This is a genomic window from Campylobacter rectus (assembly GCF_004803795.1).
Taxonomy (GTDB): domain Bacteria; phylum Campylobacterota; class Campylobacteria; order Campylobacterales; family Campylobacteraceae; genus Campylobacter_A; species Campylobacter_A rectus.
The window spans coordinates 1,969,140-1,994,806 of record NZ_CP012543.1 but is presented as its reverse complement, the minus strand read 5'-3'; the positions used below and the strand labels follow the sequence as shown (position 1 = coordinate 1,994,806).

Annotated in this window: 23 protein-coding genes and 1 pseudogene; 17 read left to right on the top strand and 7 right to left on the bottom strand. The window is 42.7% G+C overall.

Annotation, left to right across the window (positions count from 1 at the left end; translation table 11 throughout):
• Positions 1-670 precede the first annotated feature (670 nt).
• From CRECT_RS09640 to CRECT_RS09580, 13 genes and pseudogenes are all read left to right on the top strand, one after another.
• The gene (locus CRECT_RS09640; RefSeq protein ID WP_004318278.1) at positions 671-2,257 is read left to right on the top strand and encodes a Cas10/Cmr2 second palm domain-containing protein; all 1,587 of its coding nucleotides are present in this window, start codon (positions 671-673) and stop codon (positions 2,255-2,257) included.
• A complete protein-coding gene (locus tag CRECT_RS09635; protein ID WP_004318491.1) occupies positions 2,241-2,813 on the top strand; it encodes an RAMP superfamily CRISPR-associated protein in 573 nt (190 codons plus the stop codon). Before CRECT_RS09640 ends, CRECT_RS09635 begins: the two co-directional genes overlap by 17 nt.
• Positions 2,813-4,342: a hypothetical protein gene (locus CRECT_RS09630; protein ID WP_004318446.1), complete on the top strand. Its 1,530-nt coding sequence runs from the start codon at positions 2,813-2,815 to the stop codon at positions 4,340-4,342. Before CRECT_RS09635 ends, CRECT_RS09630 begins: the two co-directional genes overlap by 1 nt.
• A complete protein-coding gene (locus CRECT_RS09625) occupies positions 4,339-5,739 on the top strand; it encodes an RAMP superfamily CRISPR-associated protein (RefSeq protein WP_004318523.1) in 1,401 nt (466 codons plus the stop codon). The genes CRECT_RS09630 and CRECT_RS09625 overlap by 4 nt, the downstream gene beginning before the upstream one ends.
• Positions 5,726-6,175 (top strand): TIGR04423 family type III CRISPR-associated protein, encoded by a 450-nt coding sequence (locus CRECT_RS09620; RefSeq protein WP_004318582.1) that lies wholly within the window; start codon positions 5,726-5,728, stop codon positions 6,173-6,175. The genes CRECT_RS09625 and CRECT_RS09620 overlap by 14 nt, the downstream gene beginning before the upstream one ends.
• Complete coding sequence (locus CRECT_RS09615) at positions 6,172-7,929, top strand: TIGR03986 family type III CRISPR-associated RAMP protein (RefSeq protein WP_004318392.1); 1,758 nt, start codon at positions 6,172-6,174, stop codon at positions 7,927-7,929. The genes CRECT_RS09620 and CRECT_RS09615 overlap by 4 nt, the downstream gene beginning before the upstream one ends.
• The gene (locus CRECT_RS09610; protein ID WP_004318634.1) at positions 7,926-8,720 is read left to right on the top strand and encodes a hypothetical protein; all 795 of its coding nucleotides are present in this window, start codon (positions 7,926-7,928) and stop codon (positions 8,718-8,720) included. Before CRECT_RS09615 ends, CRECT_RS09610 begins: the two co-directional genes overlap by 4 nt.
• A 3-nt stretch (positions 8,721-8,723) precedes the next feature.
• Complete coding sequence (locus CRECT_RS09605; protein WP_004318257.1) at positions 8,724-10,025, top strand: CRISPR-associated DxTHG motif protein; 1,302 nt, start codon at positions 8,724-8,726, stop codon at positions 10,023-10,025.
• Positions 10,022-10,399 carry a CRISPR-associated protein Csx20 gene (gene csx20 / locus CRECT_RS09600; protein ID WP_039887805.1) on the top strand — a complete coding sequence of 126 codons (378 nt, stop codon included), beginning with the start codon at positions 10,022-10,024 and terminating at the stop codon, positions 10,397-10,399. Before CRECT_RS09605 ends, csx20 begins: the two co-directional genes overlap by 4 nt.
• Before the next feature lie 2 nt (positions 10,400-10,401).
• Complete coding sequence (locus CRECT_RS09595; protein WP_004318322.1) at positions 10,402-11,418, top strand: WYL domain-containing protein; 1,017 nt, start codon at positions 10,402-10,404, stop codon at positions 11,416-11,418.
• Positions 11,419-11,605: 187 nt separating this feature from the next.
• Positions 11,606-11,914: pseudogene (locus CRECT_RS09590) on the top strand (hypothetical protein); the annotation flags it as partial.
• A gap of 193 nt (positions 11,915-12,107) precedes the next feature.
• Entirely contained in the window at positions 12,108-12,701 is a 594-nt protein-coding gene (locus tag CRECT_RS09585) for a LemA family protein (protein ID WP_039887807.1), read from the top strand.
• A 19-nt stretch (positions 12,702-12,720) separates the two neighbouring features.
• A complete protein-coding gene (locus CRECT_RS09580) occupies positions 12,721-13,668 on the top strand; it encodes a TPM domain-containing protein (RefSeq protein ID WP_004318568.1) in 948 nt (315 codons plus the stop codon).
• Between the two features lie 57 nt (positions 13,669-13,725).
• On the opposite strand, the gene CRECT_RS09575 is transcribed toward CRECT_RS09580, so the two are convergent.
• On the bottom strand, positions 13,726-13,917 hold the full coding sequence (locus tag CRECT_RS09575; RefSeq protein ID WP_157752359.1) for a hypothetical protein: 192 nt from the start codon (positions 13,915-13,917) through the stop codon (positions 13,726-13,728).
• 160 nt (positions 13,918-14,077) lie between these two features.
• Between CRECT_RS09575 and CRECT_RS09570 the strand changes: the two genes are divergently transcribed.
• Positions 14,078-15,100, top strand: a complete 1,023-nt coding sequence (locus CRECT_RS09570; protein ID WP_004318274.1) for a TPM domain-containing protein — start codon at positions 14,078-14,080, stop codon at positions 15,098-15,100.
• A gap of 290 nt (positions 15,101-15,390) precedes the next feature.
• Positions 15,391-15,999: a hypothetical protein gene (locus tag CRECT_RS09565; protein WP_004318260.1), complete on the top strand. Its 609-nt coding sequence runs from the start codon at positions 15,391-15,393 to the stop codon at positions 15,997-15,999.
• Between the two features lie 262 nt (positions 16,000-16,261).
• Here the strand turns inward: CRECT_RS09565 and CRECT_RS09560 are convergent, their stop codons facing one another.
• Positions 16,262-17,824 carry an amidohydrolase family protein gene (locus CRECT_RS09560; protein WP_004318425.1) on the bottom strand — a complete coding sequence of 521 codons (1,563 nt, stop codon included), beginning with the start codon at positions 17,822-17,824 and terminating at the stop codon, positions 16,262-16,264.
• A gap of 130 nt (positions 17,825-17,954) precedes the next feature.
• Between CRECT_RS09560 and CRECT_RS09555 the strand changes: the two genes are divergently transcribed.
• Positions 17,955-18,605: a MerR family transcriptional regulator gene (locus CRECT_RS09555; RefSeq protein ID WP_004318421.1), complete on the top strand. Its 651-nt coding sequence runs from the start codon at positions 17,955-17,957 to the stop codon at positions 18,603-18,605.
• Entirely contained in the window at positions 18,602-22,084 is a 3,483-nt protein-coding gene (locus CRECT_RS09550; protein WP_171992718.1) for an acyl-[ACP]--phospholipid O-acyltransferase, read from the top strand. Before CRECT_RS09555 ends, CRECT_RS09550 begins: the two co-directional genes overlap by 4 nt.
• A gap of 144 nt (positions 22,085-22,228) precedes the next feature.
• Here CRECT_RS09550 and CRECT_RS09545 read toward each other — a convergent pair whose 3' ends face one another.
• The 5 genes from CRECT_RS09545 to CRECT_RS09525 are packed head-to-tail and all read right to left on the bottom strand — an operon-like array spanning position 22,229 to position 25,665.
• On the bottom strand, positions 22,229-23,056 hold the full coding sequence (locus CRECT_RS09545) for an ABC transporter permease (RefSeq protein WP_004318334.1): 828 nt from the start codon (positions 23,054-23,056) through the stop codon (positions 22,229-22,231).
• Positions 23,049-23,708 (bottom strand): ABC transporter ATP-binding protein, encoded by a 660-nt coding sequence (locus CRECT_RS09540; protein WP_004318428.1) that lies wholly within the window; start codon positions 23,706-23,708, stop codon positions 23,049-23,051. The genes CRECT_RS09545 and CRECT_RS09540 overlap by 8 nt, the downstream gene beginning before the upstream one ends.
• Before the next feature lie 10 nt (positions 23,709-23,718).
• Positions 23,719-24,624 (bottom strand): NapH/MauN family ferredoxin-type protein, encoded by a 906-nt coding sequence (locus CRECT_RS09535; RefSeq protein ID WP_004318349.1) that lies wholly within the window; start codon positions 24,622-24,624, stop codon positions 23,719-23,721.
• Between the two features lie 3 nt (positions 24,625-24,627).
• Positions 24,628-25,083: a c-type cytochrome gene (locus CRECT_RS09530; protein WP_004318309.1), complete on the bottom strand. Its 456-nt coding sequence runs from the start codon at positions 25,081-25,083 to the stop codon at positions 24,628-24,630.
• A gap of 9 nt (positions 25,084-25,092) precedes the next feature.
• On the bottom strand, positions 25,093-25,665 hold the full coding sequence (locus CRECT_RS09525) for a c-type cytochrome (RefSeq protein ID WP_004318488.1): 573 nt from the start codon (positions 25,663-25,665) through the stop codon (positions 25,093-25,095).
• Between the last annotated feature and the right edge of the window lie 2 nt (positions 25,666-25,667).

The window sequence follows — 25,667 nt, the reverse complement described above, 5'->3', positions numbered from 1 at the left end:
ATTTTTTCCAGGCTATCCAAGAATTCTTCTACTTTAAATGGGAATTCCAAACTGCCTAAAAAGTTTTGTCGGCATTAAAAAGGTTTCGCTGATAGAAATTTGAATTAAATTTTTACCGTTTTCTGGACCTTTAGTCGCTTATGCCATAATGTGTTTTCCGCATAGTTTTTCAAAACTCATTATTAATTCTAATGCTTTTTAGGTTATTTGGTTCAAATTTCTCCGATTTAGGGGTTTAAATAACATATGGCCAGCCGCATTAACGCGAAAGTCCAAATTTTGTAAAGCAAAGAGTCGGTATTAAGCTTAAGTAAAAAGCGTATAAATTTAAAAATTCGTTAATATTTGTAAAAACAATAATTATATTGACTAAATTTGACACTATAATTTTTTATAATCGCAACTGAAATTGGTAAAATAAAATGCGGTATCTAAAAACTTTTAATAATTTTTGTATTTGGAGACCAAAAACCGGACGTCACATATGACCTATGTTTTAATGCGTTTATATCTAACGGAATTCACGCAAATCAGGCGGGATGTCTACGATAAATGCCAAATTTAATATAGTTATTTTTACGTAATTTATAAGACGCAACTAAAAAATATTTCAAATTAATAAAAATTAATTATGCTAAAATATCCAAAAACGCAATAAAAAGGAGGCAAGATGGTTAAATACCTATATGGTGCAAGCGTCCAAGGTATACAAGAGTATATTTATGCTACTAACGATTTACAAGAAATCATCGGCGCTAGCGAAATAATAGACTCGCTCGGGCGGAAATTTAAAGATAAGCAAAAGGGTGATGGCGCGATATTCGGCATTTTTGATAAACTAAGAGAAAACGGTTTGGTAAAGCAAATTTTACTAAATGCCGCGGGTAATTTTAAAGCCGTCATTGAAGGTGAGGAGAATTTACAAAAGATTGTCCTAGATATGCCTAAAAAGATAATGCAAAATGCTTACGGCATTACCATTTCTCAGGCTGCCGTTCCTTATAATGACGGCGACTACGAAAAAGCTTCAAAAGAACTTGAAAAAAATCTAAAAATAGAGCGCAATCGCCCAAGCATACCGCTTGATATGAGTATAAATTTTATGAGTCTTGCGCCTAAAACGGCACGACCTATCGTGAAATTTGACGGTGATGACGCATTAGATATATCGTGCGCTCAAAAGAGAAAAGCGCACGCAATGTGGTTTAATAATCGCCGCAAAGAAGCTGAAAAATTAAAATTATTTAGTGATATTTCAAACGATAAAAACAAACTAGCCGTTATCCACGCAGACGGCAACGGGCTTGGCGTATTGGTTAAAAATTTGGTTGAAGTCGTAAAAAAGAGCGGTGATACCGGAGTCATAGCTAATTTTTCAGAGGCGCTTGCCGAAACTACTCAAAGCGCATTCGTCAAAGCTAAAGAAAAAACCAAAATCGTTCTTGGCAAAGATGACCTAAGGATAAAAGAATTGATCTTAAGCGGCGATGATATGACGGCGGTTTGCGATGCGGATATAGCACTGGAATTTACTAAAAATTTTATCGAAGAATTTGAAAACGAAACGGACAAGAAAAAGCCTGCAATAAAACAAAAACTAACGATGTGCGCGGGAATTGCCTACTGTAACGAAAAATTCCCGTTTCACTATGCGGTAAGTTTAGCCGAGGAGCTTTGCTCGGCGGCCAAAAAACACTCCAAAAAGAAATATGTCGAAAATCAAGAAAATCAGATCGCGCCGAGCTGCCTAATGTTTCATAACGTCCGAAGCTCGAATTTTACAAGCTGGGATAAATTTATAAAAGACGAGCTTATGATCGGGAGCGAAAAAGAAGGACGCGAGACCGAAGGCGAAAGCGCAAGCAGGCCTGTAAGATGTGATTTCGGACCCTACTATTTGGGTAGGAAAGGTGATCCGCAAGCAGTCGAACCACAGATAAAAGATTTTATAAAATTAGCCGAAATTTATCGCGGCGAAAATAGCCCCAAAGGCAAACTACGAGAGTGGATAAAAGAGCTCGGCATAAACGATAAACTAGCTAAAAGTATGCTAGAGCGGATAAATGAAATGTTGGAAAATAGGGGTGAATTTGATGAGGCCCTGAAGGCTCTTTACGGCGGGCTATCGTGCGGAAATTTGATTTTAGAAAAGGACGGAGCGCAAAAGACGCCGATTTATGACGTATTGCAATTTCTCTCCGTTACTTCGGGCGCTGAATATAAAAAAGTGGAGGGCAAAAATGACGATAAATTATGAGCTTAAATTTTTCGACTATTGGCATGTTAGCAGCGGTCTTAGCGGCGGAGCGGCGCTCGATAGCTATGTGGTAAAAAACTCCGCAGGCCTTCCGTATGTACCGGGCAAAACGATAAAGGGGCTTGTGCGCGAGGCGGCGGAGCTGTTTTGGGATCAAGACGATATAGATAAATGCTTTGGCTCTAGAGGTAGCAAAGGGGGACAAAAAGATAGTGGCGACGAGCAAAACGAAAACGACGATACTACGCAGGCACAGTGCTATTTTAGCAGCGCTACGATAGACGAAAAAATCGCTGCCGAAATAACGTCGAATAACTTGCAGCGCAATCTTTTTGAAATCATTTCGGCTACTAAAATCGATGAAAACGGCATCGCGGTAGATAATTCGCTAAGAGATATAGAGGTTGTTTTGCCTATAAGCCTAAAAGGCGAGATAAGAAACGTAGACGACGAAAACGCCCAAAATTTAAAACGTGCGCTAGGGATGATAAAGCGGATAGGATTAAACCGTAACCGAGGCCTCGGCAGATGCGAATTTAAAGTTAAGGAGCTGTGATGAGAGAGCTTAGATTTGAGATAACTTTTAAAAGTCCCGTTATTTTGCAGGCAAGCTCCAATACGCAGGGCAAGATGAGCTCGCTTGATTTTATCCCGGGAAGCGCATTTTTGGGTATGGTAGCTAGCAGATACAGTGATTTTAGCGATCCTTTTAAAATTTTTCATAGCGGAGCGGTGAAATTTTGCGATGCTGCGCCGATCAAAGATGGTAAAGAATTTTTTAAAATCCCGCTTTCCTATTTTCACGAAAAGCTTGACAGCAGCAAAATTTATAACCACCATCTGTTATGCAAATATAAAGATGAGGAGCGGAACAAATTTGACGATTTTACCCAGCTAAAACAGATGCGAAGCGGCTACATAAATGATGAAAAAAAGCAGCTTAGCCTGGATCGAGATTTTTCCCAAAAGAGCGCATACGATAAAAGTAAAAGACGCTCTAAGGATAAGGAGATGTACGGCTATGAGGCGTTTAGAGCCGGAATGAAATGGCGATTTAGCGTTAAATTCGACCATAGCGTAAGCGAAAAGGATATGGTTTTAGCGAAAGAGACGCTAGAGCGCTCAACTAGACTCGGCAAATCAAAGAGCGCGGAGTATGGGGCGGTAGAGATTAAATTTATCGGAGAAAATACCGACGAAATCCAAACCTTTACGCCGCCTGAGGGATATACTTTCATTTATGCCAAATCTCGCCTTGCGCTTATTGACGAAAACGGCAATCCAAGCTACGACGTGAAATACATTTTGCCAAATTTGGGCGCGAATAATGTCGATTATGGAAAGACGCAGATTAGAATTTCAAATTTTGCCCCTTATAACGGCGCTAGAGCCACAAAAGACTACGAGCGAGCTTGCATAAACAAAGGCAGCGTCATTGCTTTGAAAAATTTAAGTGCCGAGCAAATAACCGCGCTAAAAAACGGCGTCGGAGCGTATTTGAGCGAGGGGTTTGGCGAAGTGCTGATAAATCCGTGGTTTTTAAACGGCGGCAGCGTGAAAGAGGGGCCTATAAGATTCCAAGCGGAAGTGGAGGCTAAGCGCTCAGTTGAAAAAATGCCGATACAAAGTGATTTGGCTGAATTTTTAAAACAAAAACAGACCGCAAAAGACCAAGCTCTTGAAATAGCCGAGAGGGTGGCTGATTTTATAGAAAGTCATAAAGATAAATTTAGCAAAATTTCAAAATCACAATGGGGCGCAATAAGATCAATATGTAAGGAAGTTGCCGTTAGCGATAAGGTAATCGGAGAAAAAGATGTTAATGGCGAAATGCAAATCGAAGAGATTAAAAATGAAAGTATCGCGGAAAAGAACGAAAATATAGTGGCTCAAATATCTAAATTTATGCGAAATGGTGTAAGAAGCGTAAATTGGAACTGCGAAAAAAGAAACGATAAAAGTGTCTTGGTAGAAGGCGGGTGCGGCGATACGCTCGTAAAAGAAGTAGCAGGCGATCCTTGCCCGCTTAAATTTGCTCTACTTTTATCAATGCAAATGCCAAGAATCACAGGAGAAAAGCAATGAAAAGATTTTTAGCGCATATTATCATAGAGGCCAAAACTCCACTAAAAGTCGGCGGTGGCAAAAATGATCTATTTTTGGATGCACCGGCGCAAAGAGATTTTAACGGCTTGCCGATGATCTTAGGCACTTCGGTTGCAGGGATTTTGCGTAGGGCGTTTGAAGATAATACCAGCAAAGATACTACGAATGAAATTTTTGGAACCAAGCACGAGGGAAAGGGTCGGAGCGAAAAAGAAAGCGAAGACGAAAATTTAAATTTGATTGGTTCAAGATTAATCGTATCTAATGCCTTACTTGTCGATGAAAACGGCAAGGTTTGCGAGCAATTGCTTTCAGGAAAGAGCGAATTTTTGCGACTTTTTGATATTCTGCCTATCAGAGATCACGTCGCCATAGGCGCGAATGGTGCGGCAAAAGATGCCGGTAAATTTGACGAGGAAGTCGTATTTAAAGGCACTAGATTTAAATTTTCACTTGAGCTTGACGGGAGCAAAGAGGAGTTTGAGGAAATTTTAAATTTGCTTTGCGATCCTACGCTAAGGCTTGGCGGCGGAAGCTCGAAAGGCTTTGGCTCGCTTGGAATTTTAGAGATAAAATGGGGAGAATTTGAGCTCTATGAGTATACAAGTAGTTTAAATGACAACCCTCATGGACTTAGCGATTTTGACCTAAAAGGCGAAATAAATGAGAAATTTATTAAATATGAGCTCAAAATTTCGCCTGATGATTTCTTTATGTTTGGAAGCGGATTTGGCGATAACGAAGCCGATCAAACGCCTGCGCTTGAGAGTGTGATAGACTATAAAACCGGAAAGCTTAGCAAACAAAAAATTTTAATTCCGGCGAGCTCGGTAAAGGGTGCATTATCGCACCGAACGGCATTTTATTTCAATAAAATTAACAAGCAATTCAGCGAAAAAGCCAAGGTCGGCAATGAAAACCAAGCCGTAAGAGAAATTTTCGGCTATGAAAAAAGCAAAACCGAAAATGGCGCTAAGGGCAAAATCTTGTTAAGTGATTGCTTTTTAGATTACGACGAAGTAAAAGATACGAAGGTTTTCGAACACGTTAGTATTGACCGCTTCACGGGCGGAGCTATAGACGCGGCTTTGTTTCAAGAAAAAGCGATCGCTCAACGAAATAATTTTGAGATAGAAGTTGAGATAGAGCCAGATAAAACAGATAAAAAGGGCAAAAAAAGAAGCGGTTTTTGTGTTGAAATTTTAGTAAAAAGTAATGTGTCAAAGGCGTCCTTGGATGCATTTGAAGCTGCTTTAAACGACGTAATCAAAGGGCATTTACCGCTTGGCGGGGCGACAACCAAAGGATATGGATTTTTTAAAGGCGAAGTCGTGAAAAACGGCAAAAGATTGGAGTTAGCAGATGAGAAAAAATAGAGATGAAATTTTAAGATATGTCAATGAGAATTTGAAGGGCTATGAAGGCTATATCCAGCTAATGGGCGAGAAAATCGATGAGAAGCATCTATTTTTAGCGGGCGAACGAGCTCCTAGTTTGGGTAAAGATGAGCTTATTTACGAGGCGCATTTTTTTAATGCAAATTTGAAGAAAAGCATTTCTATCCGCCAGATAAACGACGCTTGGTTTATCGATGAGGCGGAGTTAAGGGGCGTAAATTTAGATCCGAAGGAAAACCCCAATGTTAAAGAATTTCATTCTAAATTTAAACCCGAATTTTCTACTAAATTCAAGGATGTCAAAATAAAAATGGTTCAAATTTGGGATAAACAAGAAGATAAATATTGCGAAAATTTGAAAGTTTCTAGGCTTCAAAAGATAGTATTTGCAGGTTTTAAAAAGGATAAAAAATGATAACCGCCCCATATAATTTCGTACCTCTAAACGATAAAATTTTCTACCCTCCGTGGGTCGGTGAGGATATTCTTAAAAATATCCATGACGTGCCGTTTAAAGACGGCGAAAGCGGCGTAATCGAGCTAGAGGTAACCGCCAAAAGCTCTATTTTTATAAAAGATAGCAAAAATCCTAGCGAATTTTGCCACTTTATAAATGAAAAAGACGCCAAAGAGTATTATATACCTGCAACCAGTATAAAAGGCATGATAAGAAATGTCCTTGAGATAATGAGTTTTAGTAAAATTCGCATAGACGAAGGAAAACATAAAAAGCATCTTGGCGTTAGGGATATGACGGATAGAAAAAATTTGGTTGGAGTAGCTGAGGGTTGTGGATTTTTGGTTAAAAATGATAATGGTTATATGATAGAAGATTGCGGAAGACCATTGACTATCAGTTACGACAAGATGGGAAGTGAATTTGCATTTGCCCGTAAGCTAGGAACAGCCAAAAATAAATATGAAAAATGCATAATATCCCGTGAAGTAAAATTTTTAACATATATCGAAGAGGGTAGGCGCAATATAACTAGAGCGCAAATAGATAAAAATTCATCTAAAATAGGGACGCTTGTATTTACCGGTGATATAGGCAATAAAAAACACGAATTCGTTTTTGCAAAAAATGGCAATAAAATTCAGTTAGATAAGAGTGTTTTTGAGGATTTTAAAAAGGTTTATTTTGAAAATAAAGATTCCATAGACGGGCAATATTGGAAAGAAAAATTTAACGAGGGCAAGGGTGAAAAAATCCCTATTTTTTATACGAAAGATAATGGCGGTAGGATAACGGCTATTGGCTTAACGCAGCTTTTCAAGCTCGCTTACAAAAAAACTATTTTCGAAGCAGCAAGGCAAGTAGGCGACGAAACAAAATTTGATTTAGCTGAAACAATTTTCGGAACCGTTAAAGGCGACAAAGCCCTAAAAGGACGAGTGTATTTTTCGCATCTGAAATCGAGTTTCGAGCGATTTGAAGCTCCGAAGGAAGGGGTATTTGGTACGCCTAATCCTAGTTATTATCCAAATTATTTAGAGCAGCGACCAAATGGTTCGTATATAACGCTTATGAGCAAAGAAGCAAAAATCAGAGGATATAAACGCTATCCGCTGCATGAGGACGTAGAGCGGCTAAGCGTCGGAAATGATAATGAAAAGATGAAAGTTAAATTTAAACCGCTTTCTGCGAATACTGTTTTTAAGGGCAAAATCGTATTTCATAATCTTAAAAAGGTCGAAATCGGAGCGTTGTTAAGCGCAATAACTTTTCACGGTAGAAGCGATAAATTTATGCACAATATCGGCTTTGCTAAGCCCTACGGTTACGGAAAAATCGATATAAAACTTACGCTAAAAGAATTAAAATATAGTCAAGATGAATATCTAAAAGAATTTGAAAAGCAAATGAATGAATTTGTACCGAATTGGCTTAATACTGAGCAGCTAACAGAACTTCGTAAAATGGCAAGCGTGGGTTATAAGGATTCAAGACTATTGCGGTATCAGCAGCTAGAGAATGAGAATTCCGAATACTTTAAAGGAAAAAATAACCATCAAGAAAGGAATGAATTCTCGGGAGCCAAAAGCTACAATGAGCGTTTAAGCCCGTACTCTGGTATGGTTGAGTATTCAAAGCCGCAAAAGCCGCTACAAAGTCCTAATGGACGAAATCACAATAATAGCAGAAATAATCGAGGATATAAAAAATGACGTATTATGAAAAAAGAAATTTTCAAAAAATAGTCGTTTCGCTTTTGGGAAGTTCTCTTTTAGGGTATAGGGCGTTTTTTATCATCGCGGGAGTATTGCTGTTTTTCGCTTGGTTGCCGGACGGAATGTCGTCGCTACTAGATAAAATTTTCGGCGGCGAAATTTTAAAATGGAGCGCCAAAGACGGCACTATGGCGGTTCAAATTTTAGGCTCTATAGCGATTTTTGTGGTAATCAAACGAATAATTCCCAAAGACATCCCTAATGTCGATATATGTATAAATGATAGACCCAAAAGAGCTAAAGTTCTGGTGCTATTTTTAAGTGAAAATAATAGCGGAATAGAAGAAATTTTGAAATTTAAAACTATCGATGAGTATGGAAGAAATAATTACAGAATGCCGCTTAAAGCGATAGATTATCATAAACAAGAACTTAAAAATATAATAGTCGTTTGCTCCGAGCAATCTTTCGGCGATAAAGATAAATTCTTAAAATGCGTCCAAAATCTCTTCGGCAAGGAGCTTGCGGATATGGCGAATGTACGATATATAAAGAATTTCGAAGACGCAAAAAGCGTCTATAAATTTTTAGAAAGCGTATATAACCAGCTCAAGCAAGAGGGCTTTATGGAAGACGATATCGTCTTTGACGTTACGGGAGGACAAAAGGCGATAAGTATAGCCGGAGCGATGTTTGCGATACCAAACGACAGGCATTTGCAGTACGTCTCCACTAGCGATTATACCGTCAAACACTATGATTTAACTTATATGCAAAATGAGGAGTAAAATATGAAAGTTGTAACAATTTTAGGTATAGGGCGCGCAAAAGAAAAATTTGAGGATAGACCCATTTATAGATATGATGATAAACTAGGCAGTTTTTACTCTTTAAAGAAACAAAGATATACAAATATGCTCCCACTTCTAATTGATAATTTTGGCGAGCAAAACATCATGTCTATTTTCACTAAAGATGCTAAAGATACTAACATAGAAGTTTTAAAAAAAGAATTTGATATAGAATATTGTGAATTTTTTAAGGATGAAAATTTCATAGATGGCGATAAAGATTTTTACAAAATTTTACGCATCATAAATGATGTAACGTCGGACAACGAAGAGTATATAATCGATCTAACTCATGGATTTAGACATATCCCTATTTTAGCTACCATTTCGCTTATCTCTCAAAGTCTAAATAATACGGATAAAATCAAACATATATTTTTCGCAAAAGAGATAAAATTCCAAGAAGATTATGAAATCATTGATTTAAAAGAATACTTAGAGCTTGCAAATATGTCATATATGCTCGAAACTTTCGATAAAAATTATACTGTTTCGTTTGTGGCGGCGTTCAAAAACGAGGATTTTGAAAATTTAAGAGGCGAGCTAACAAAATTTTCGAATGATATTCTTGCGAATTCATTAAAAGCGCTGGAAAATCGCTTCGACATAGTTTTGCAATACATAGAAAATATCAAAAAGAACGAGCAAATTTTTACTTTCAAAGCCAGTCTTGATAAAATCAAAGAGCATATAGAGGATTTAAAACGGATTAGCCGAAAAAAGGACTTCCAAAAGCTATATGAAATAGCAAAGGTGCTCAATAAAAAAGGTTATTTGCTGAACGCTATAACCTTGTTATTTGAGGGGATTGGTTACTATTGCGTGCGGGGATTAGAAAATTTTGATCCTAAGGTTGAAGCATATGTCAAAGAATTTAAAAATAGTAAATTTTTTGATTCTTATGATTTAACCAATCAATCTAGAAATTTAGTAAAAATCGGCAGGAAGATGAAATCTTATTTATTTGGCACAGAAAAGGCGCAAACTCATTTTGGACTTAGCGAGAAAAAAGCCAAGGAGCATCTGTGTGATATAAAAAATTTAATCTGCGATAAATTAGAAAGAATTCCAAATATTGAAAATTTTAGAAATTTTATCTTTGATGCCGAGGGGTTGAGAAATAACTTAGCTCACGGAAACAGCAGCGATGAGATAGAAAATACAAAGTTAAAGTTTAAGCAGCTTTTGGATGAGTATAAAAAATTCTGCATAGATGATGATATTCTGGACTCAAACAAATGAAAACTCTTTTTATACTAATAAACCATGCCTTGACGCCGGAGCAAGAAGAAGGTGCGAGGAAAAATTTAAATATTGATAAATTTGTAAATATAGCCGATGCAAAGTGGAGCGATATCGACCCGTCCGAAAAAAGCGTAATAAAAGTCGTTGAAACTTATAAAGACAAACTTAGATCGCAAGCGAAATCGGGCGACGTATTGCTGGTGCAAGGCGATTTTGGAGCGACTTACAATATGATAAGATTTGCTAAAAATATGGGTCTGATCGCCGTATATGCAACTACTAAGCGTATCGTGAGCGAGCAGGTAGAAAACGGCAAGGTCGTAATTAAACGGGAATTTAAACACGCAAGATTTAGAGAGTATGAGGATTGATAATGTCGTTAGATTTAAACAATAAAACGCTAGTTATTTTTGAAATTTTAAAAAGATTGGTAGAAAAAAGAGAAATCTATCCTTCCGATACACAGCTTTTAGATGAGCTAGGTATTAAGGAAAGAACGCTTAGAAGGCATATGGATGAAATTAAAATTTTGTTTCCCGACGCCTTTGTGGCAGAAAATAAACTCATAAAACACGGCAAAAGGCCCATAAAAGTATTAAGGGTATCTGATAAAAATAAAGACATAATTGTCGTTTTGGAATATCTATTAAAAAATGGCGATAACCTAGGCTGGATAATTACCTTATTAAATGAAAATGACCCCAGTTTATTGTCCGATCTAAAAATATACGAAAAAGAAGTATCTAAGCAGATAAAAGAAGATTCGGGCGTGTTTTTATTTAGAACCAATCCCTTGGAAGTTTTGCAAGACGAGCCGAGCAAGCGGTATTTAAACGAACTTCGAAACGCTGTTATGAATAGAGAATATCGAGACATTAAGTATAAATATATCGGCAAAACCGAAAATTTAACCGACGTAAAGTGCCTAAAAATAGTTTTTACAGATAGTAATTGGTATTTAGCTATCGAAGACACCAGGGGAAATTTTAGGCTTTTAAGGGTGGCTTTTATCGTATCGCTTAGTAAAAGCTCGAAAAATTACCAAAGCAGGGTCTTAGACAAATATAAAACGCATTTTAATAAAATACAAAACGCTATGAGCTTGCCGTCAGAACCATTGCAAAGAGCGTTGTTAAAGGCCTCACCTAAAGTAGCTATATATTTTCAAGAAGGCAGGAAACTATTTTTCCCATCTCAAAAATTTAAAGAGACGCTGGGTGACGGTAGTGTTACTTTTAGCATAGATTTTACTCAAGATATGGAGATATTGCCGTTTATAAAGAAGTGGCTTCCAGATATCGAGATACTAGAACCTCGAAGCCTAAGAGAAGCTTTTAAAGAGCAGTTGGAAATTGCTCTTGATATATTAAATAAATCTACTACAAAATAATATTTTTATTCATCAATGCCCAATAAATCTCTCGTATGATTTTAGGCAATATTAAAATTTAGCATCCAAAATCATTCGTATTCAAAAATATCTTAAAACCTTGATTTTATTGATATTTTGGAAGTTTTATGATTTCTTGGTTTTTTGTATTTCATTTTTTATTTCTCATTTGTTTTTAAAAAGGACGTTTAAGGCTTATGATGGCTTGGTTGATTACGCAGCGAAGGCTCATTATAAGGCAAAGCACTCAAAGAATAAATTTTAACTACGCTATGCTCACTACTTTACAAGATGCGAACGGCAAAATCATATCAACGGTATAGAAAATTTCTAGCTGCGACTTGCGTTGCTGCTGCGAGCAGACGGGGATACGCCAAGCATAGATTAATCAAATTTAAAGGGGTCTTCTCAAGCGTAGCGACTGCAGGGAAGCTAAGAAAAGAGATATTGCATCTTAAAGAGTGCGAATTTAAGGAATAATACCAAAACTACGTAGGAGAGCTTATATCAAAGTCTCTTAAAACCGATAAGAAAAAATTCGCTTAAGTTTAATTGAGTCTAAAATAATAAGCATAATAACGATTTTGACGCAACCCGCCTTAGATTTAAATAACTTTTATTTAAAAATTATTACTTTTAAAAGTTTTTGAGTGTATAATTGCGGTAAGAAATTTCTTAAAGGAGCGGTAATGAAAAATTTAATGATTTTTCTAGTATTCATCGGTATCATCGGCGGTGTCGCCATGAAATACGTCAATGCTTTTCCCGTGCTTGACGAGACGGTCAAGGAGAAATGGGCCCAGGTGCAAAACCAATACAAACGCCGCGCCGATCTCATCCCGAATTTGGTAAAAACCGTCCAGGGTTATGCCGGTCACGAGGAGGGCGTGTTTAAGGAAGTAACCGAAGCCAGGAGCAAGGCCACTCAGATGACGCTTGACGTTAGCGCGCTAGACGATCCTGCTAAGCTAAAAGAGTTTGAAGCCGCTCAAAAGACCCTGGGCGGCGCACTATCTCGCCTTATGGCCATCACCGAAAACTACCCTCAGCTAAAAGCCGATCAAAATTTCCTCGCCCTGCAAAGCCAGCTCGAGGGCACGGAAAATCGCATCGCGGTCGCTAGAAAGGACTACATCGAAGCGGTCAGAGACTATAACGTCGCTCTGCGCAAGATCCCGGGTAAATTTATCGCCGAGATGCTGTATCCCGAGCTAAAACCGCGCGCGACGTTTGAGGCTAGCGAAGCCGAACAAAGCGCGCCTGACGTTTCCTTCGCCAAATAGCCGAATTTAAGGTATAAAAATGAAACGCATTTTATCTGCTTTATTTTGCGTTTTTACGCTTGTTTTAGGGCTTTTGGCGGTAAATTTGTCGGCGGCGGATAATGCCGCCGAGCAAAATGCGTCCGCAAAAGAAACTCCGAGTAAAGAAAGCTCGAAATCCCCCGCCCTAACCGGCAGGCTAGTCGATCAAGCAGGCATCCTAAGCCCAGCCGTTAAGGCAGAGCTAGAGACCGCACTGGCCGCTCACGAAAACAACACCACAAATCAGGTCGTAGTCGTGACGCTAGAGTCTTTAAACGGCGCTAACATCGAAGAGTACTCTTTAGAGCTAGGTAGACGCTGGGGTATAGGACAAAAAGGTAAAGATAACGGAGTGCTGTTGGTAGTAGCTCCAAACGACAAACAAATACGTATAGAAGTAGGATACGGCCTAGAAGGCATCCTAACCGACGCTCTTAGCAGCAATATCATAAACTACTATATCATCCCCGAATTTAAAAAAGGTGATATCCAAAACGGTATAAAGATAGGCACGCAAAAGATCATTGCGCTGCTTGAGGGGGATGAAAGTGCGAAAAAGGAGGTAGAGGCCCAAGCCGACTACGAGCCGCTCGAGGCGGCCGCCTTGATGACCGGCATTATAACTCTCATCACATCCGGTTTTTTCGGCATTCTAGCCACGCGTATCGGCCTTAGTCTCTTGCTTTCGGGCATTATCAGCCTTTTTGTGAATTTAGGCTTTGAGATAAGCGATCTAGCCGGCCGATTTGCGGTAGTGCTAGGACTTTTTGCGTTATTTTTCTACTTAACGCGAAATATGAAAGCCGGCGGCAAAGGCTCACGCGGTAGCGATTACTCGGGGAGCTCTAGCAGTAGCAGCTCTGGCGGAGGCGGTAGAAGCTCGGGCGGCGGATTTAGCGGAGGGGGCGGAAGCTTTGGCGGAGGCGGAGCTGGCGGCAGATGGTAGTCTTTAAAATTTAGCGTCGAATTTTTACGCCCTTGCTTGCTAAATTTGACGCTAAATTCATTCGAATTTTATTAAATTTGATCGATTGAGACGCAAATTTGGCATTGTCTTTGGCTTTTCGGCACGTAAATTTGCAGTCGAATTTGGAGCGCGGTTTTGCTCGCTCGGGTTAAATTTGACGTCCAAATTCGCCTTGCAGGCGCGTAAAATTTGATATCTATCGCGAGCCGATATTTTAATTTCACTCAAAACGCCGTTAAATTTGCGGCTTTTTCGCGGGCGCCATAGATAAAGTATAACGGCTTTTTAAACTGGCTTTCCAAACCGCGCGCGACGTTTGAGAGCCGGAAGAGCCGAGCAAGGCGAGCTTGATTTAAGTTTGCCAAATAGCCAAATTTAAGGCATAAAAATGAAACGCATTTTAACTAATATTTTATATGTCGTTATTGCGCTGGCTTTGGGACTTTTGCTGGTGGATATCCCGGATGAGGAAAAGGAGCTTCAAAAAATCTCCGACCAGTCGAATTCCTCAGCATTAACGGATAGAGCGGTCGATCAAGCAGGCGTACCGAGTCCGGTCGCAAAAGAGAAAAAGGCGCCGCAAAAGATCGCAGATCAGCTAAATTTCCCCGCCCTAACCGGTAGGGTAGTCGATCAAGCAGGTATCCTAAGCCCAGCCGTTAAAGCGGAGCTAGAGACCGCACTGGCCGCTCGCGAAAACAACACGACCAATCAGGTCGTAGTAGTTACCCTAAAAACTCTCGGCGGAGTGAATATCAGCGGCTATTCTTTGGAGTTAGGCAGATACTGGGGCATCGGACAAAAAGATAAAAATAACGGCGTATTGCTAGTAGTGGCACCAAACGATAGGCAGGCGCATATAGAGGTCGGACATGGTCTAGAGGGCACGCTAACGGACGCTTTCGGCGAAACCATCATCGATAATTACATCGTTCCCGAGCTTACAAAAGGCGACGTAGAGGGCGGCATAAAGATAGGTGCGCAAAAGATAGTCGCGCTGCTTGAGGGCGACGAGAACGTCAAAAAAGATATAGAAAAATTAAGCGAATTTCCGATAGAAGGCTATGTGATGTTATTTAGCGCGCTGCTGATATTCGTTAGAAATATGTTCGGCATAATCGGACAAGCGTGCGCTATTATCGGAGTTAGCGCATTTACTGGCGGCGCTATTTCGCTTTGGGCCGCGCCAAGATTGGGCATCGAGGATTTCGCCGCCAGAGGCGGTATAACGGCTGCGCTTTCTGCGATACTTCTTGGCATAGCTTTAAGAAACATGCTGGCTAAGTACAAGAATGACGCTGGTGATGAGGGCGTCGAAGACAACGAATACGACGGTCCGGACGGAGACGACAAAGGCTTTAAAGGCGGAGGCGGAAGCTTTGGCGGAGGCGGAGCCAGCGGCAGATGGTAGTCTTTAAAATTTAGCGTTAAATTTTACGCCCTTGCTTGCTAAATTTGACGCTAAATTCATTCGAATTTTATTAAATTTGATCGATTGAGACGCAAATTTGACATTGTTTTTTGGCTTTTCGGCACGTAAATTTACAGTCGAATTTGGAGCGCGGTTTTGCTCGCTCGGGTTAAATTTGACGTCCAATCAAACCAAATTTTGATACGATTTTTAACAAAATTCGACTCAAATTCGACGTCGTATTTTGTGTTTATGAAGGCGCCGGATAACCAAATAAAAATAGGAGCAAAATGCAAGGCAATAAAAAAATGCGAGAGTATTTTTCGAGTTTAGACCCCAATGAGACGTCTCAAAAGGAAATAGAAAATTTTATGCGCGGTTTGCTGCAAGATTATGCATTAGAGGTTGCGGGCGTAAAATTTGCTTTTGCCGAGATCGAGATATATACGAACGCGGATAAAAATACCTACAAACGAACGTCAAGCGCCGGCGACATATTTTTTCATAATTTCGGCTTTGATATCTGTTTTAATAGCTCAGAAGAGGCTTACGGCGGGGTGCTCGTGCGCTCGCTTTGGCCGCTTGAAGGTGCCGAGCCGATAGCTGGTCCGCGCAGATGTGCGAACGCGATTTTAAATATATCCGAACCGAATTTAAGCTTTTGCCTTTTAGAAACTGGGGAGAACTCGCAAGAAGCGGCAGAGTTTAGCTGTAGAGTGCGCAGAGCCGACCTTGACGCGAGCGGCGAACGGGTAAATGAGCGCAGGCGGCTTACTTCGAGTAAATTTGAAAGTTGGCTGGAGTCGGGCGAAAAAGAAGCCGAAAAATACAAAAAAGCTATAAACAAATACAAGGACGGAACAGAAAACGAAAAATCAACGCCAAACCAAGCGAATTAGTAAATTTTATCTTAAGGCGGCGGCTTAAATTTGCGCTTAGTTGCACGTAAGATACACTACCAAACCGCGCTTTACCGTTAAATTTTTAATCCGCCACCACCGTAAAAGTGTAAATTTTGGATGAAACGTACGTTTAAAAAAACACGCGCAAATTTTATCCGCCGCAGTTAAATTTGACTTCAAATTTGTAAATTTTCGCCATCTTTAAATTTGCTTGCCGAATTTTGCGTGCCGACCGTCAAATTTGCGCTCAAATTTCGGATTAAATTTTCCCCAAAATCTTTTTATAATTGCTAAAAATAAGCGAGTTTTCGCCAAAATACAAACTCATCGCGCGCACGTATCGATCGAGCGGATTTTGGATGCGGTTTAGCGCCAGTCGCTCGCGAAACGGCAGGTCGTAGCTGCTTAAAATCACGCTAAAAGGCACGGGAAAATCGGTGCCGAAAAGGATTTTGTCGTGGATTTGCGTTTGGGTTTTTAGGTGCGGCAGGATGCGGGCCTTGTTTATGCAAAGCAGCGCCGAAACATCGGCGTAAAGCCCGTCGAATTCGCGCAGCCAACCAAGCAGCGTGAAGTAGTTTGCGCCCAGTTTCTCCGGATCGCGCGAAAACATGGACAAAGCGCCGTCGTTTGAGGCGCCCATGTGTGCGCAGACGATGCGGCAGCCTAGATTTAGCGGCGATTTTAGCTGCTCGATGCTCTCAAGTGCCTTGTTTGAGGCGAGCGAGTTTTCGTCGCCCACGTGGATCACCAGCGGCAGCCTAAGCTCGCTAAGTAGCCTAAAATAGGGCTCATAGCGCTTGTCGTTTAGATCCGTCTCCCAGTATGAGTGCAGCAGCTTGCCGCCTTTAAAGCCCATTTTGTGGTACTTTTCGATCAAATTTAGCGCGTCTTTGCGGTTTGGATTTACGCTAAAAAACGGCACGACCTCGTTTGGATTTTGCTCGTAAAAGGCAAAAACCTCCTCGTTTGAGGCGCAGACGGTTTTGTCCTTATGCACGAGATTTCCGCTATCGTCAAATTTCGCATCGACGCCGAAAACTACGGATTTTTGGACGAAATTCGAGCTTTTAATCAGCCGCGCGAAGTTGCTTTTGTAGCCCTCAAAGCCGTTTTTAATAAGCTCGCGCCTGTTTATGTCAAATTTTTTAGCGAAAAATGCAAGCGCTAGTTTGTCGTAAAATCGGTCGAATTTCACTTCGCTACTAAGCAGATGCGAGTGGATATCGACGGTTTTTATCTGCGTTAAATTTGAGTTTTGTAGGCCCTCCGAGTCGCTCTCCCGCATAGCGGTTTCGTTAAATTCGCTCTGCGAAAATTCGCTTAAATTCGCTTCGTTTGCCGTCAAATTTACGCTCGTTTGGTCAAATTTATCTTTGGCGTAAATTTGATTTGCCCTATCTTGGCAAAACCCGAGCATTTTTGGCGTAGCTATCTCGCCCGCTCTTAGATTTGAGCTTAAACTTATCCGTGCGTCCTGCTTTGACGGTGCGCCGCATATGGTTAAATTTGCTCGCATTAAATTCGCCGCTGTCTTGCGCCTAAAATTTAAACTAAAGTCGGCGACGTTTGCGTCGATTTTGTCGCGCGCTAAATTTGAGCTCAAATTTAAACCAAGATTTGCGACATTTGCGCCCGTCAAATTCGTCGCCGTTTTGCCGACTAAATTTAAATGAAAATTCGAACTCGCCGAATTTGGCGCCAAATTTAAAGCCCTCTCGCCCGTCAAATTTACAAAATCCGCCCGCACACCGCACCCGTTTGCCGCCACTAAAATGCCGAAATCTTCGCGGTTTGGCGCATAAATTTTATCTCGAAACATCGTTTCTCCTTTTTAAAATTTGTCGAAATCATAGCCTAAATTTTAAAAAGTGTCAAGTGATACTTTACGCTTTATGGTTTTCTAAGCTAAATTTGCGTAAGATTTCGTCAAATTTAACGAAAGGAAAGAGATGAGCTACAAGATGAGCGAGCTTTGCGAACTCTCGCAAACGCCCAAATCAACGATACTCTTTTACGTCAAAGAGGGGCTTTTGCCCGAGCCCGTGAAGGTAAAAGACAACGTGCATCAATACGGCGAAGAGACGCTTTTGATGCTAAATTTCATCAAATACGTCCAGAGCAACTTCCATCTCAGCCTAAAGGAGGTAAAGGCGCTCACGCAGCAAAAGGGCTTTAGCTTTAAGCGCTGCTACGAGGCGCTTTTTGATTCGCTCGATACCTTTATGGGGTCAAATTTCGCCCAGACGCTAAGCGCCGAGCAGGCGTGCGAGAGGCTGGGTATCACCGAGACCGAGCTGGATAAATTTATAAAGGACGGATTTATCTTTATGCGCGGCGGCAAGCTAACGGAAAAAGAGGTCGAGATCCTGCAAATCGTGCTAGAGACCCAAAAGAGCGAGCGCGGACGGGAAATTTTACAGACTTATATAAATTTAGCCAAGCAAACGGCTAAAATCGAAGCCGAGTGCGCGCGCGAAATTTACGCGAAAGCAAAGGATAAAAACGCGGCTTTAAAGCTCATTTTCGACAATATCTTGATCCTAAAACCGTATATCTTAAATTTTCACACCTTTAATGCCTACAAAAAGGAGAACAAATGAAAGGCGTTTTTTCGGTTAGGGGCTTTTTGCCCTTTTTGATCGTTATGTTTATCAACGCGGTCGTAGATCTGGGTCACAAGATCACGATCCAAAACATACTTTTTAAGAGTATCGAGGATGAAAATTTACAGATCATCCTGACCTCGCTCGTAAATTTACTGATCTTGCTTCCATACATTATGCTTTTTAGCGTTTCGGGCTTTTTAAACGATAAATTTTCGCGAACGCGCATCACGAGATATGCGGCTGCGAGCGAAATTTTACTCACGCTTTTTATCACTATAAGCTACCTTTGCGGCTGGTTTTACGTGGCGTTTGGCACGACGCTGCTGCTAGCGGTGCAAAGCGCGATATATAGCCCCGCCAAATACGGACTAATCAAAAAAATCGTGGGCGCAGAGAAGCTGGGCGCGGCAAACGGTATCGTGCAAGCCTTTACTATCGTGGCGATTTTGCTTGGTTCGTTTGTTTTTTCGGCGATTTTCGAGAGATACGCCGTAGCGAGCACGGATGCCGGAGAGATGATAAAATCGGTCTGGTTTATCGGCGCGATACTTTTCGTTTGCTCGGTAGCCGAGACGATTTTTACGTTTAAAATTCCGTTTTTCGAGGCGACCGACGCCGGGCTTAAATTTGACGCGAAAAAGTACTTTAAACTAGGCTACCTAAAAGAAAACACTAAGCACATCTTTAACAACAAAAACGCCTTTTTGTGTACGCTTGGGCTTTCGGTTTTTTGGGCGGTGGCGCAGCTGGTTATCGCCGTTTTCCCCGCTCACTACAAAGTTATGAGCGCAGATAACAACGTTATGATCGTGCAGGCGATTTTGGCCGTTAGCACCATAGGCCTGGTTGCGGGCTCTGCGCTAGCGGGCAGCTACTCGAAAAATCACATCGAGATGGGCATCGTGCCTTTTGGAGCGCTCGGGCTTTTTGCGTCGCTACTAATGTTTGCGCAGGGCTCTAGCGCGGCGTTTATGACGCTGGCGTCGTTTTTGTTCGGCTTTAGCGGCGGCATTTTCATCGTGCCGCTAAACGCAAATATCCAGTTTTTCACATCCGAAGAGCAGATGGGCCGCACGCTGGCGGGCAGCAACTTCATCCAAAACATCTTTATGGCGGCGTTTTTGCTGCTTGCTATGGCGTTTAGCATATTTGCCGTTAGTACGCCTGGGATCTTCGTCATTACCTCCTTTAGCGTGCTTATCTGCGCGCTGGCGACGATAAAATACCTGCCGCATCTTTTTGCGCGTTTGCTTATCATGCCGTTTTTTAGGATCGGATATAAGGTTAATGTCGACGGCGTCGAAAATATCCCGCAAAAAGGCGGCGTACTGCTGCTTGGCAACCACATCAGCTGGATAGACTGGGCGGTGCTGCAGATGGCCTCTCCGCGTCCGATCAGATTTGCGATGCATAAGAGCTTTTATGAAATTTGGTACCTAAAATGGCTGTTAAATTTATTTGACGTGATCCCGATAGGCGCGGGCGCTAGCAAAAGCGCGCTGGAGAAAATCCGCGAGTGCCTAAACGAGGGCAAGGTCGTGGCGCTGTTTCCGGAAGGGCATATCAGCTATAACGGGCAGATAGACGAGTTTGCGCACGGATACGAGATAGCCGCAAACGAGACAAACTCCGTCATCGTACCGTTTTATCTGCGCGGTCTTTGGGGATCTAGCTTCTCGCGCGCTCAAAAATACTACCAAAAAATCAGCCGTAAAGTAGACGGCAAACGCGCTATCAGGGTGAGTTTCGGTGCGCCTCTAGCTCCTGAGACCAAAGCCCCGCAGGTGCGCGAAAAGGTCGTCGAGCTATCGTTTTTTAGCTGGGCTGAGTATCTAAAAACTCTAGAGCCGATGCAGTTTAGCTGGCTAAAACACGCTAAAGCAAATCTTTTTAAACGCTCGATGGTAGATAGCACGGGCGCTGATCTAAACAACCTAAAAGTCATCACCGCCGTGCTGCTATTTTTATCCAAATTTAAATTCTCGTTTTTAAAAGAGCGACACGTCGGCGTGATACTGCCGTCATCGGTGATGGGTGGCGTCATAAATTTGATGCTATTTATCAGAGGCAAGATAAGCGTAAATCTAAACTACACGCTTAGCGAGCAAAATTTGATCGGCTGCGCGGATAAAGCGAAGCTAAAAAGCATAATCACGTCGCGCCAGTTTATCACCAAGCTAAAGGCTCGCGGCTTTGAGCTCGAAGAATCTCTAAAAGGCAGACTGATCTATCTCGAAGACGTCGCGCAGGGCATAAGTAAAGCAGATAAAATTTGCGCGATGCTAAAAGCGATTTTGATGCCGCGCTGGCTGCTTGAGCTTATTTATTTTAGCGACGTTCGCATCGACGACGAGGCGGCGATACTCTTTAGCAGCGGCAGCGAGGGCACGCCAAAAGGCATCGTGCTAACGCATAAAAATATAATGGCCAATATCAAGCAAATTTCAGAGATCGTAAATACCGGCGGCAACGACGTGATCTTGGCATCGCTACCGATATTTCACTCTTTCGGGCTTACCGCGGCGACCTTTTTTCCACTTAGCGAAGGTATCGCCTCCGCTCACGTGCCCGATCCCACAGACGCCTTTGCCGTGGGCAAGATGGTCGCCAAATACCACGCGACGATAATGTTTGGCACGTCGACGTTTTTTAGGCTCTATACCAAAAACAAAAAGCTAAATCCGCTGATGTTTTCTACGATCCGATACGCGATTGCCGGCGCGGAGAAGCTAAATGCGATCGTTAAGCGCGAGTTTAAGATGAAATTCGGCGTCGAAATTTACGAGGGCTACGGCACGACCGAAACCACGCCCGTTGTTAGCGTAAATACCGCAAACGTGCTAGAGCCCGAGTTTTTTAAAGAGCTCGTTTTCTCAAAAGAGGGCAGCGTGGGCCTACCGACTGCGGGCACGATAATAAGAATCTGCGATCCTACAAGCCTAGCAAAACTAGAAAACGGGCAGGCGGGCCTCATCCTAATCGGCGGCCATCAGGTGATGAAGGGCTACTACGAGGACGAGGAGCGCACGAGGGAGGCGATCGTCGAGCTAGACGGCGTGCGCTACTATAACAGCGGCGACATCGGCTTTTTGGACGAGGCGGGCTTCCTAACGATCACGGATAGACTATCTCGCTTTGCTAAAATCGGCGGCGAGATGATAAGCCTGGGCGCGGTCGAGGCTCAAATCTCATCCGTGCTGGGCGATGAGGTTACCTTTGTCTGCACCAACGTAGCCGACGAGAAAAAGGGCGAGCAAGTCGTCATGCTCTTTAGCGGCGAGATAAGCGAGGAGGATGTGGCCGCACGCATCAGGGCTTCTGCGATACCGTCCATCATGCAGCCTTCAAAGATTTATAAAGTCGATGCCGTACCGGTGCTGGGAACGGGTAAAGTGGACTTTAAATCAAGCAAAAAGCTAGCGGCCGAGCTTGCCTTGGGCGAGGGAAATTTAGGCACGGCGGAGGAAGCTTAAATTTGAGTGGTAAATTTAGGGCGACGAAATTTGACGCCCGTAAATTTGCAAATTTGATGAAAAGGGCTTAAATTTACGAGTTAAATTTAAGCCTGCCAAAGCTAGCGAAGTAGCGTAAATTTGACCGCCGTAAGCGAGTCAAATTTACACCAAATCCCTACTGCTAAAGATAAAATATCCGCCGACAAGCATAATTGCGCCTAAAATCAGCGGATAAAAAATAGAGTAAATAACAAATCCAAACGCGCTAAAGTTGTTTAACACGAAATTCGACGCTACGCCGATAACGGCTAAATTCGGATCAAACAGGCTAATCGCCGCGATCCTAAAGACCTCGATCGGGTTAATGAGCGCGATAAAAAAGATGATATCTTCGCGCACGTTAGTTTTCATCAAAAAGCCGATCAGCGCGAGATCCAAAAACGCTAGCAAGATAAGCCAGAGTAAAAACGCGACGCCTTGACCCATTTCTTGGTTTTTGATCACCGAGGAGATGAGAAATCCAAACGACAAAAACACGAAGCTAAGTGCGAAAAGTAGGGCGGTGTAGAGGATTAGGATATTCCACGGGATTTCTATTTTTTTAACTAGCCCCGCAATCACCGCAATCGCAAAAGAGAGCAAAAGCGGCACGAAAATGACGAAAATGCGCCCCAAAGCCTTGCCGAAATAGTATTCGCCCAGGCTAACGGGGAAGCTAAGCATATACTCAAGCAGGTTCGTATCGCGGTCGGCGCTGATACTGCGCACGGTCGAGATGAGGATGAAAATGGGCACGATGATGATGCAAATTTGGATAAAAAGCAGCAAAAGCCGCGTAAGCCCACTAAAGCCGAGCACCCGCGAGTCCGTCACGCCGCTAAAGATAAACGTGACGATAAGCCCCATAAAAACCAGCATATAGATGAGAAACCAGCGCGAGCGCAGCGACTCGGCGACGTCTAGTTTGGCGATGAGTAGGAGGTTATTCACGGTTGCCTCCTTGCGTGATCGGCTCGTCTTTGATGATGCGGCCCAGATCCATCTCGACGTAGCGGTTTGACATACTCTGCACCTCATCAAGCCTGTGCGAGATGAAAACCAGCGTCTTTTTGCGCGCGAACTCGCCTAGTAGATCCATAAAATTTCGCCTGGCTTTTGGGTCTAAATTTGCCGTGGGCTCGTCAAACATCATAGCTTCGGTGTTTTTAGCAAAGGCGATTGCGATTAGCATTTTTTGCTTCATACCGCCTGAGAGTTTGTAAAAGGGCTTGTGAAAATTTCCTTTTAGATCAAGCTCCATTTTCTCGCAAAATTTCTCTATGTTTTCCTGCGCGACGCCCGAGCTTTTGCAGACGAACTCGCAAAGCTCTTTTAGGTTAAATTTTAGCGGCGGCGGCGTTTGCGGGACGAAAGATATCACGCTAAGGGCTTCTTTGCGCGCGGTAAATGGATCAAAGCCGTTTACTCGCACCTCGCCGCTGTTTGGTTTAAATTCGCCCAGGATTATGCGCATCAGCGAGCTTTTGCCGGCGCCGTTTTGCCCAAGTACGACCGTTTTTTGCCCCTTTTTTATGCTTAAATTTACGTTTTGAAGTATCTTTTGCGAGCCAAAAGCCTTGGTGATGTCTTTTAAGATTATCAAATTTATCCTTTTAGATGAGCTTTTTAAAGCCGTTGTCGAATTTTAGCGCGTCGTGGTGGCACACGTCGATACAGCGCCCGCAAAGCGTGCAGTCGCCGCCTACGAGACGAAATTCTTTTTTATTTTCGTCGCCGCCCGTTTTAGCGTTTTTCTTCGTGATTTCTAATACGTGAGGCACGAGACAGGTATCGATACAGACTAAACAGTGGTCGCAGCGATCTTTGTTCCAGCTAACTTTAACGGCGTTGGTGCGGGTTAGCAGCGAGTACGTCGCGCCGATGGGGCAGACGTAGCGGCACCAGCCTCTGCGGGAGTAGAAAATCTCGACTAAAAGCACGAAAACCGCAAACCAAATCGCATGAAAATAGCCGTAGATGACGAACCTAGACACTATGCCCGTCACGCTAAAAATCTCAAACACGAGCTGCGCGCTGGCAAAACTCATCGCGATAAAAAGCGCGGTAAAGACGTAGCGCCATTTCGGATCGAACTCGCGGCGTTTGATTATCTTTTTGGCGGCTAAATTTTCGTGTATTTTCTCGCCGATCTCGCCCAAAAAAGTATAAGGGCAAATCCAGCCGCAAAAGGCTCGCCCGCCCACAAGCGCGTAAAAAAGTAAAATCGTAGCCGTTCCGATGATCAAATTTATCGGAAACTCGTGCGTCGCGGCAAATACCTGAAAGCTCATAAAAGCGTCGGTCAAATGAAAGCCTAAGATCCTTGATCCGCTGATGTCGCCTTCTAAAATTTGAATATCCGCGCGATAAGAAAGCACGAATAAAATATGCACCAGCGCAATCGTCATAAGCCGCCAAGCGCGGATACTAAGGCGCTTTTTGCCCTCGGCGTTTTTTACCGTGAGCGTGCTTAGAAACGGGACTTTGGCGACCGTGCAGCGCGTGGCATACTTGTCCATTTTCTACTCTTTAAATTTTGAAATTTCATCAGCTAACGCGCCTAGATCCTTGTCTGAAACATTTGTGAGAAGCCCCTTCATCAGGCTATTTGCCACTTTACCCTCTTTGTAGTTTTTTAGCGAAGCTAGGATTTCGTCCTTGCTTTTGCCTGCGATGCTAGGCGCCATCACGCCCTTGCCGTTTGCTCCGTGGCAAGGCGCGCAGGAGGTTAGATATCGTTTGCTAACGCCCTCGCTAGGCTGATTTGCGACGCTGTTTTGTAGCTGTTTGATCTTTTTGATCTCTTCGCTATCTTGCAAATTCAGCTCTTCGTTTGCGGCTTTTGGTTGCGTTTGTTGCGCCGGTTTTAGCTCGGGCCTGCTGGCGTCCTTTATGGGTGCCGACGGCTGGCTAGTCAGCATAAAAACCATGAGCGCAAGTACCAAAACTCCAAAGATTATCGCTATTTTCTTTCCCATTTTAGCCTCCTATTTTTTTCTAAATTGCTCGTTAAATTCGCTGATTTCATTAGCTAGCGCCCTGATCTGCGCATCGTCCATGCCGCGCACCAGATCTTTCATCAAAGGATTTGCCTTTTGCTTGCTCTTATACGCAGCGATCATGTCGTAAATTTGATCCGAGGTTTTGTTTAGCAGCGACGGGCCGATGATGCCGTTGGCGTAGTCGTCGTGACAGGCGGAGCATTTTACGATAAAGTCTTTGCTAAGCTGCCCTTTGATGAGTTTTAAATTTATGCTTTGTAGCGGGCTTCGCACCATCGCTAGCGCGCCGACTGAGCGGCTAGTCTCGCTCTCCTCGTCATCTAGACCAAATTTGACTCTCTTTTTGCCGTTTATGTCGTAGCTCATAAACTGATCGTAGTCTTTTTGAGCGGTTGCGTTAGCGTCCGCTTTTTGCGTCTCTATCATGCCTGCGGCGGCTGGCGTCGCTTGTGTTTTTGCCGATTGCGTCGCGCTTTTTTTATCATCCTTGCTCTCGCAGCCAGTTATCAGCGCAGCGGCGGCGAGGGCCATGAGACAGCCTAAAATTTTATTTCTCATTT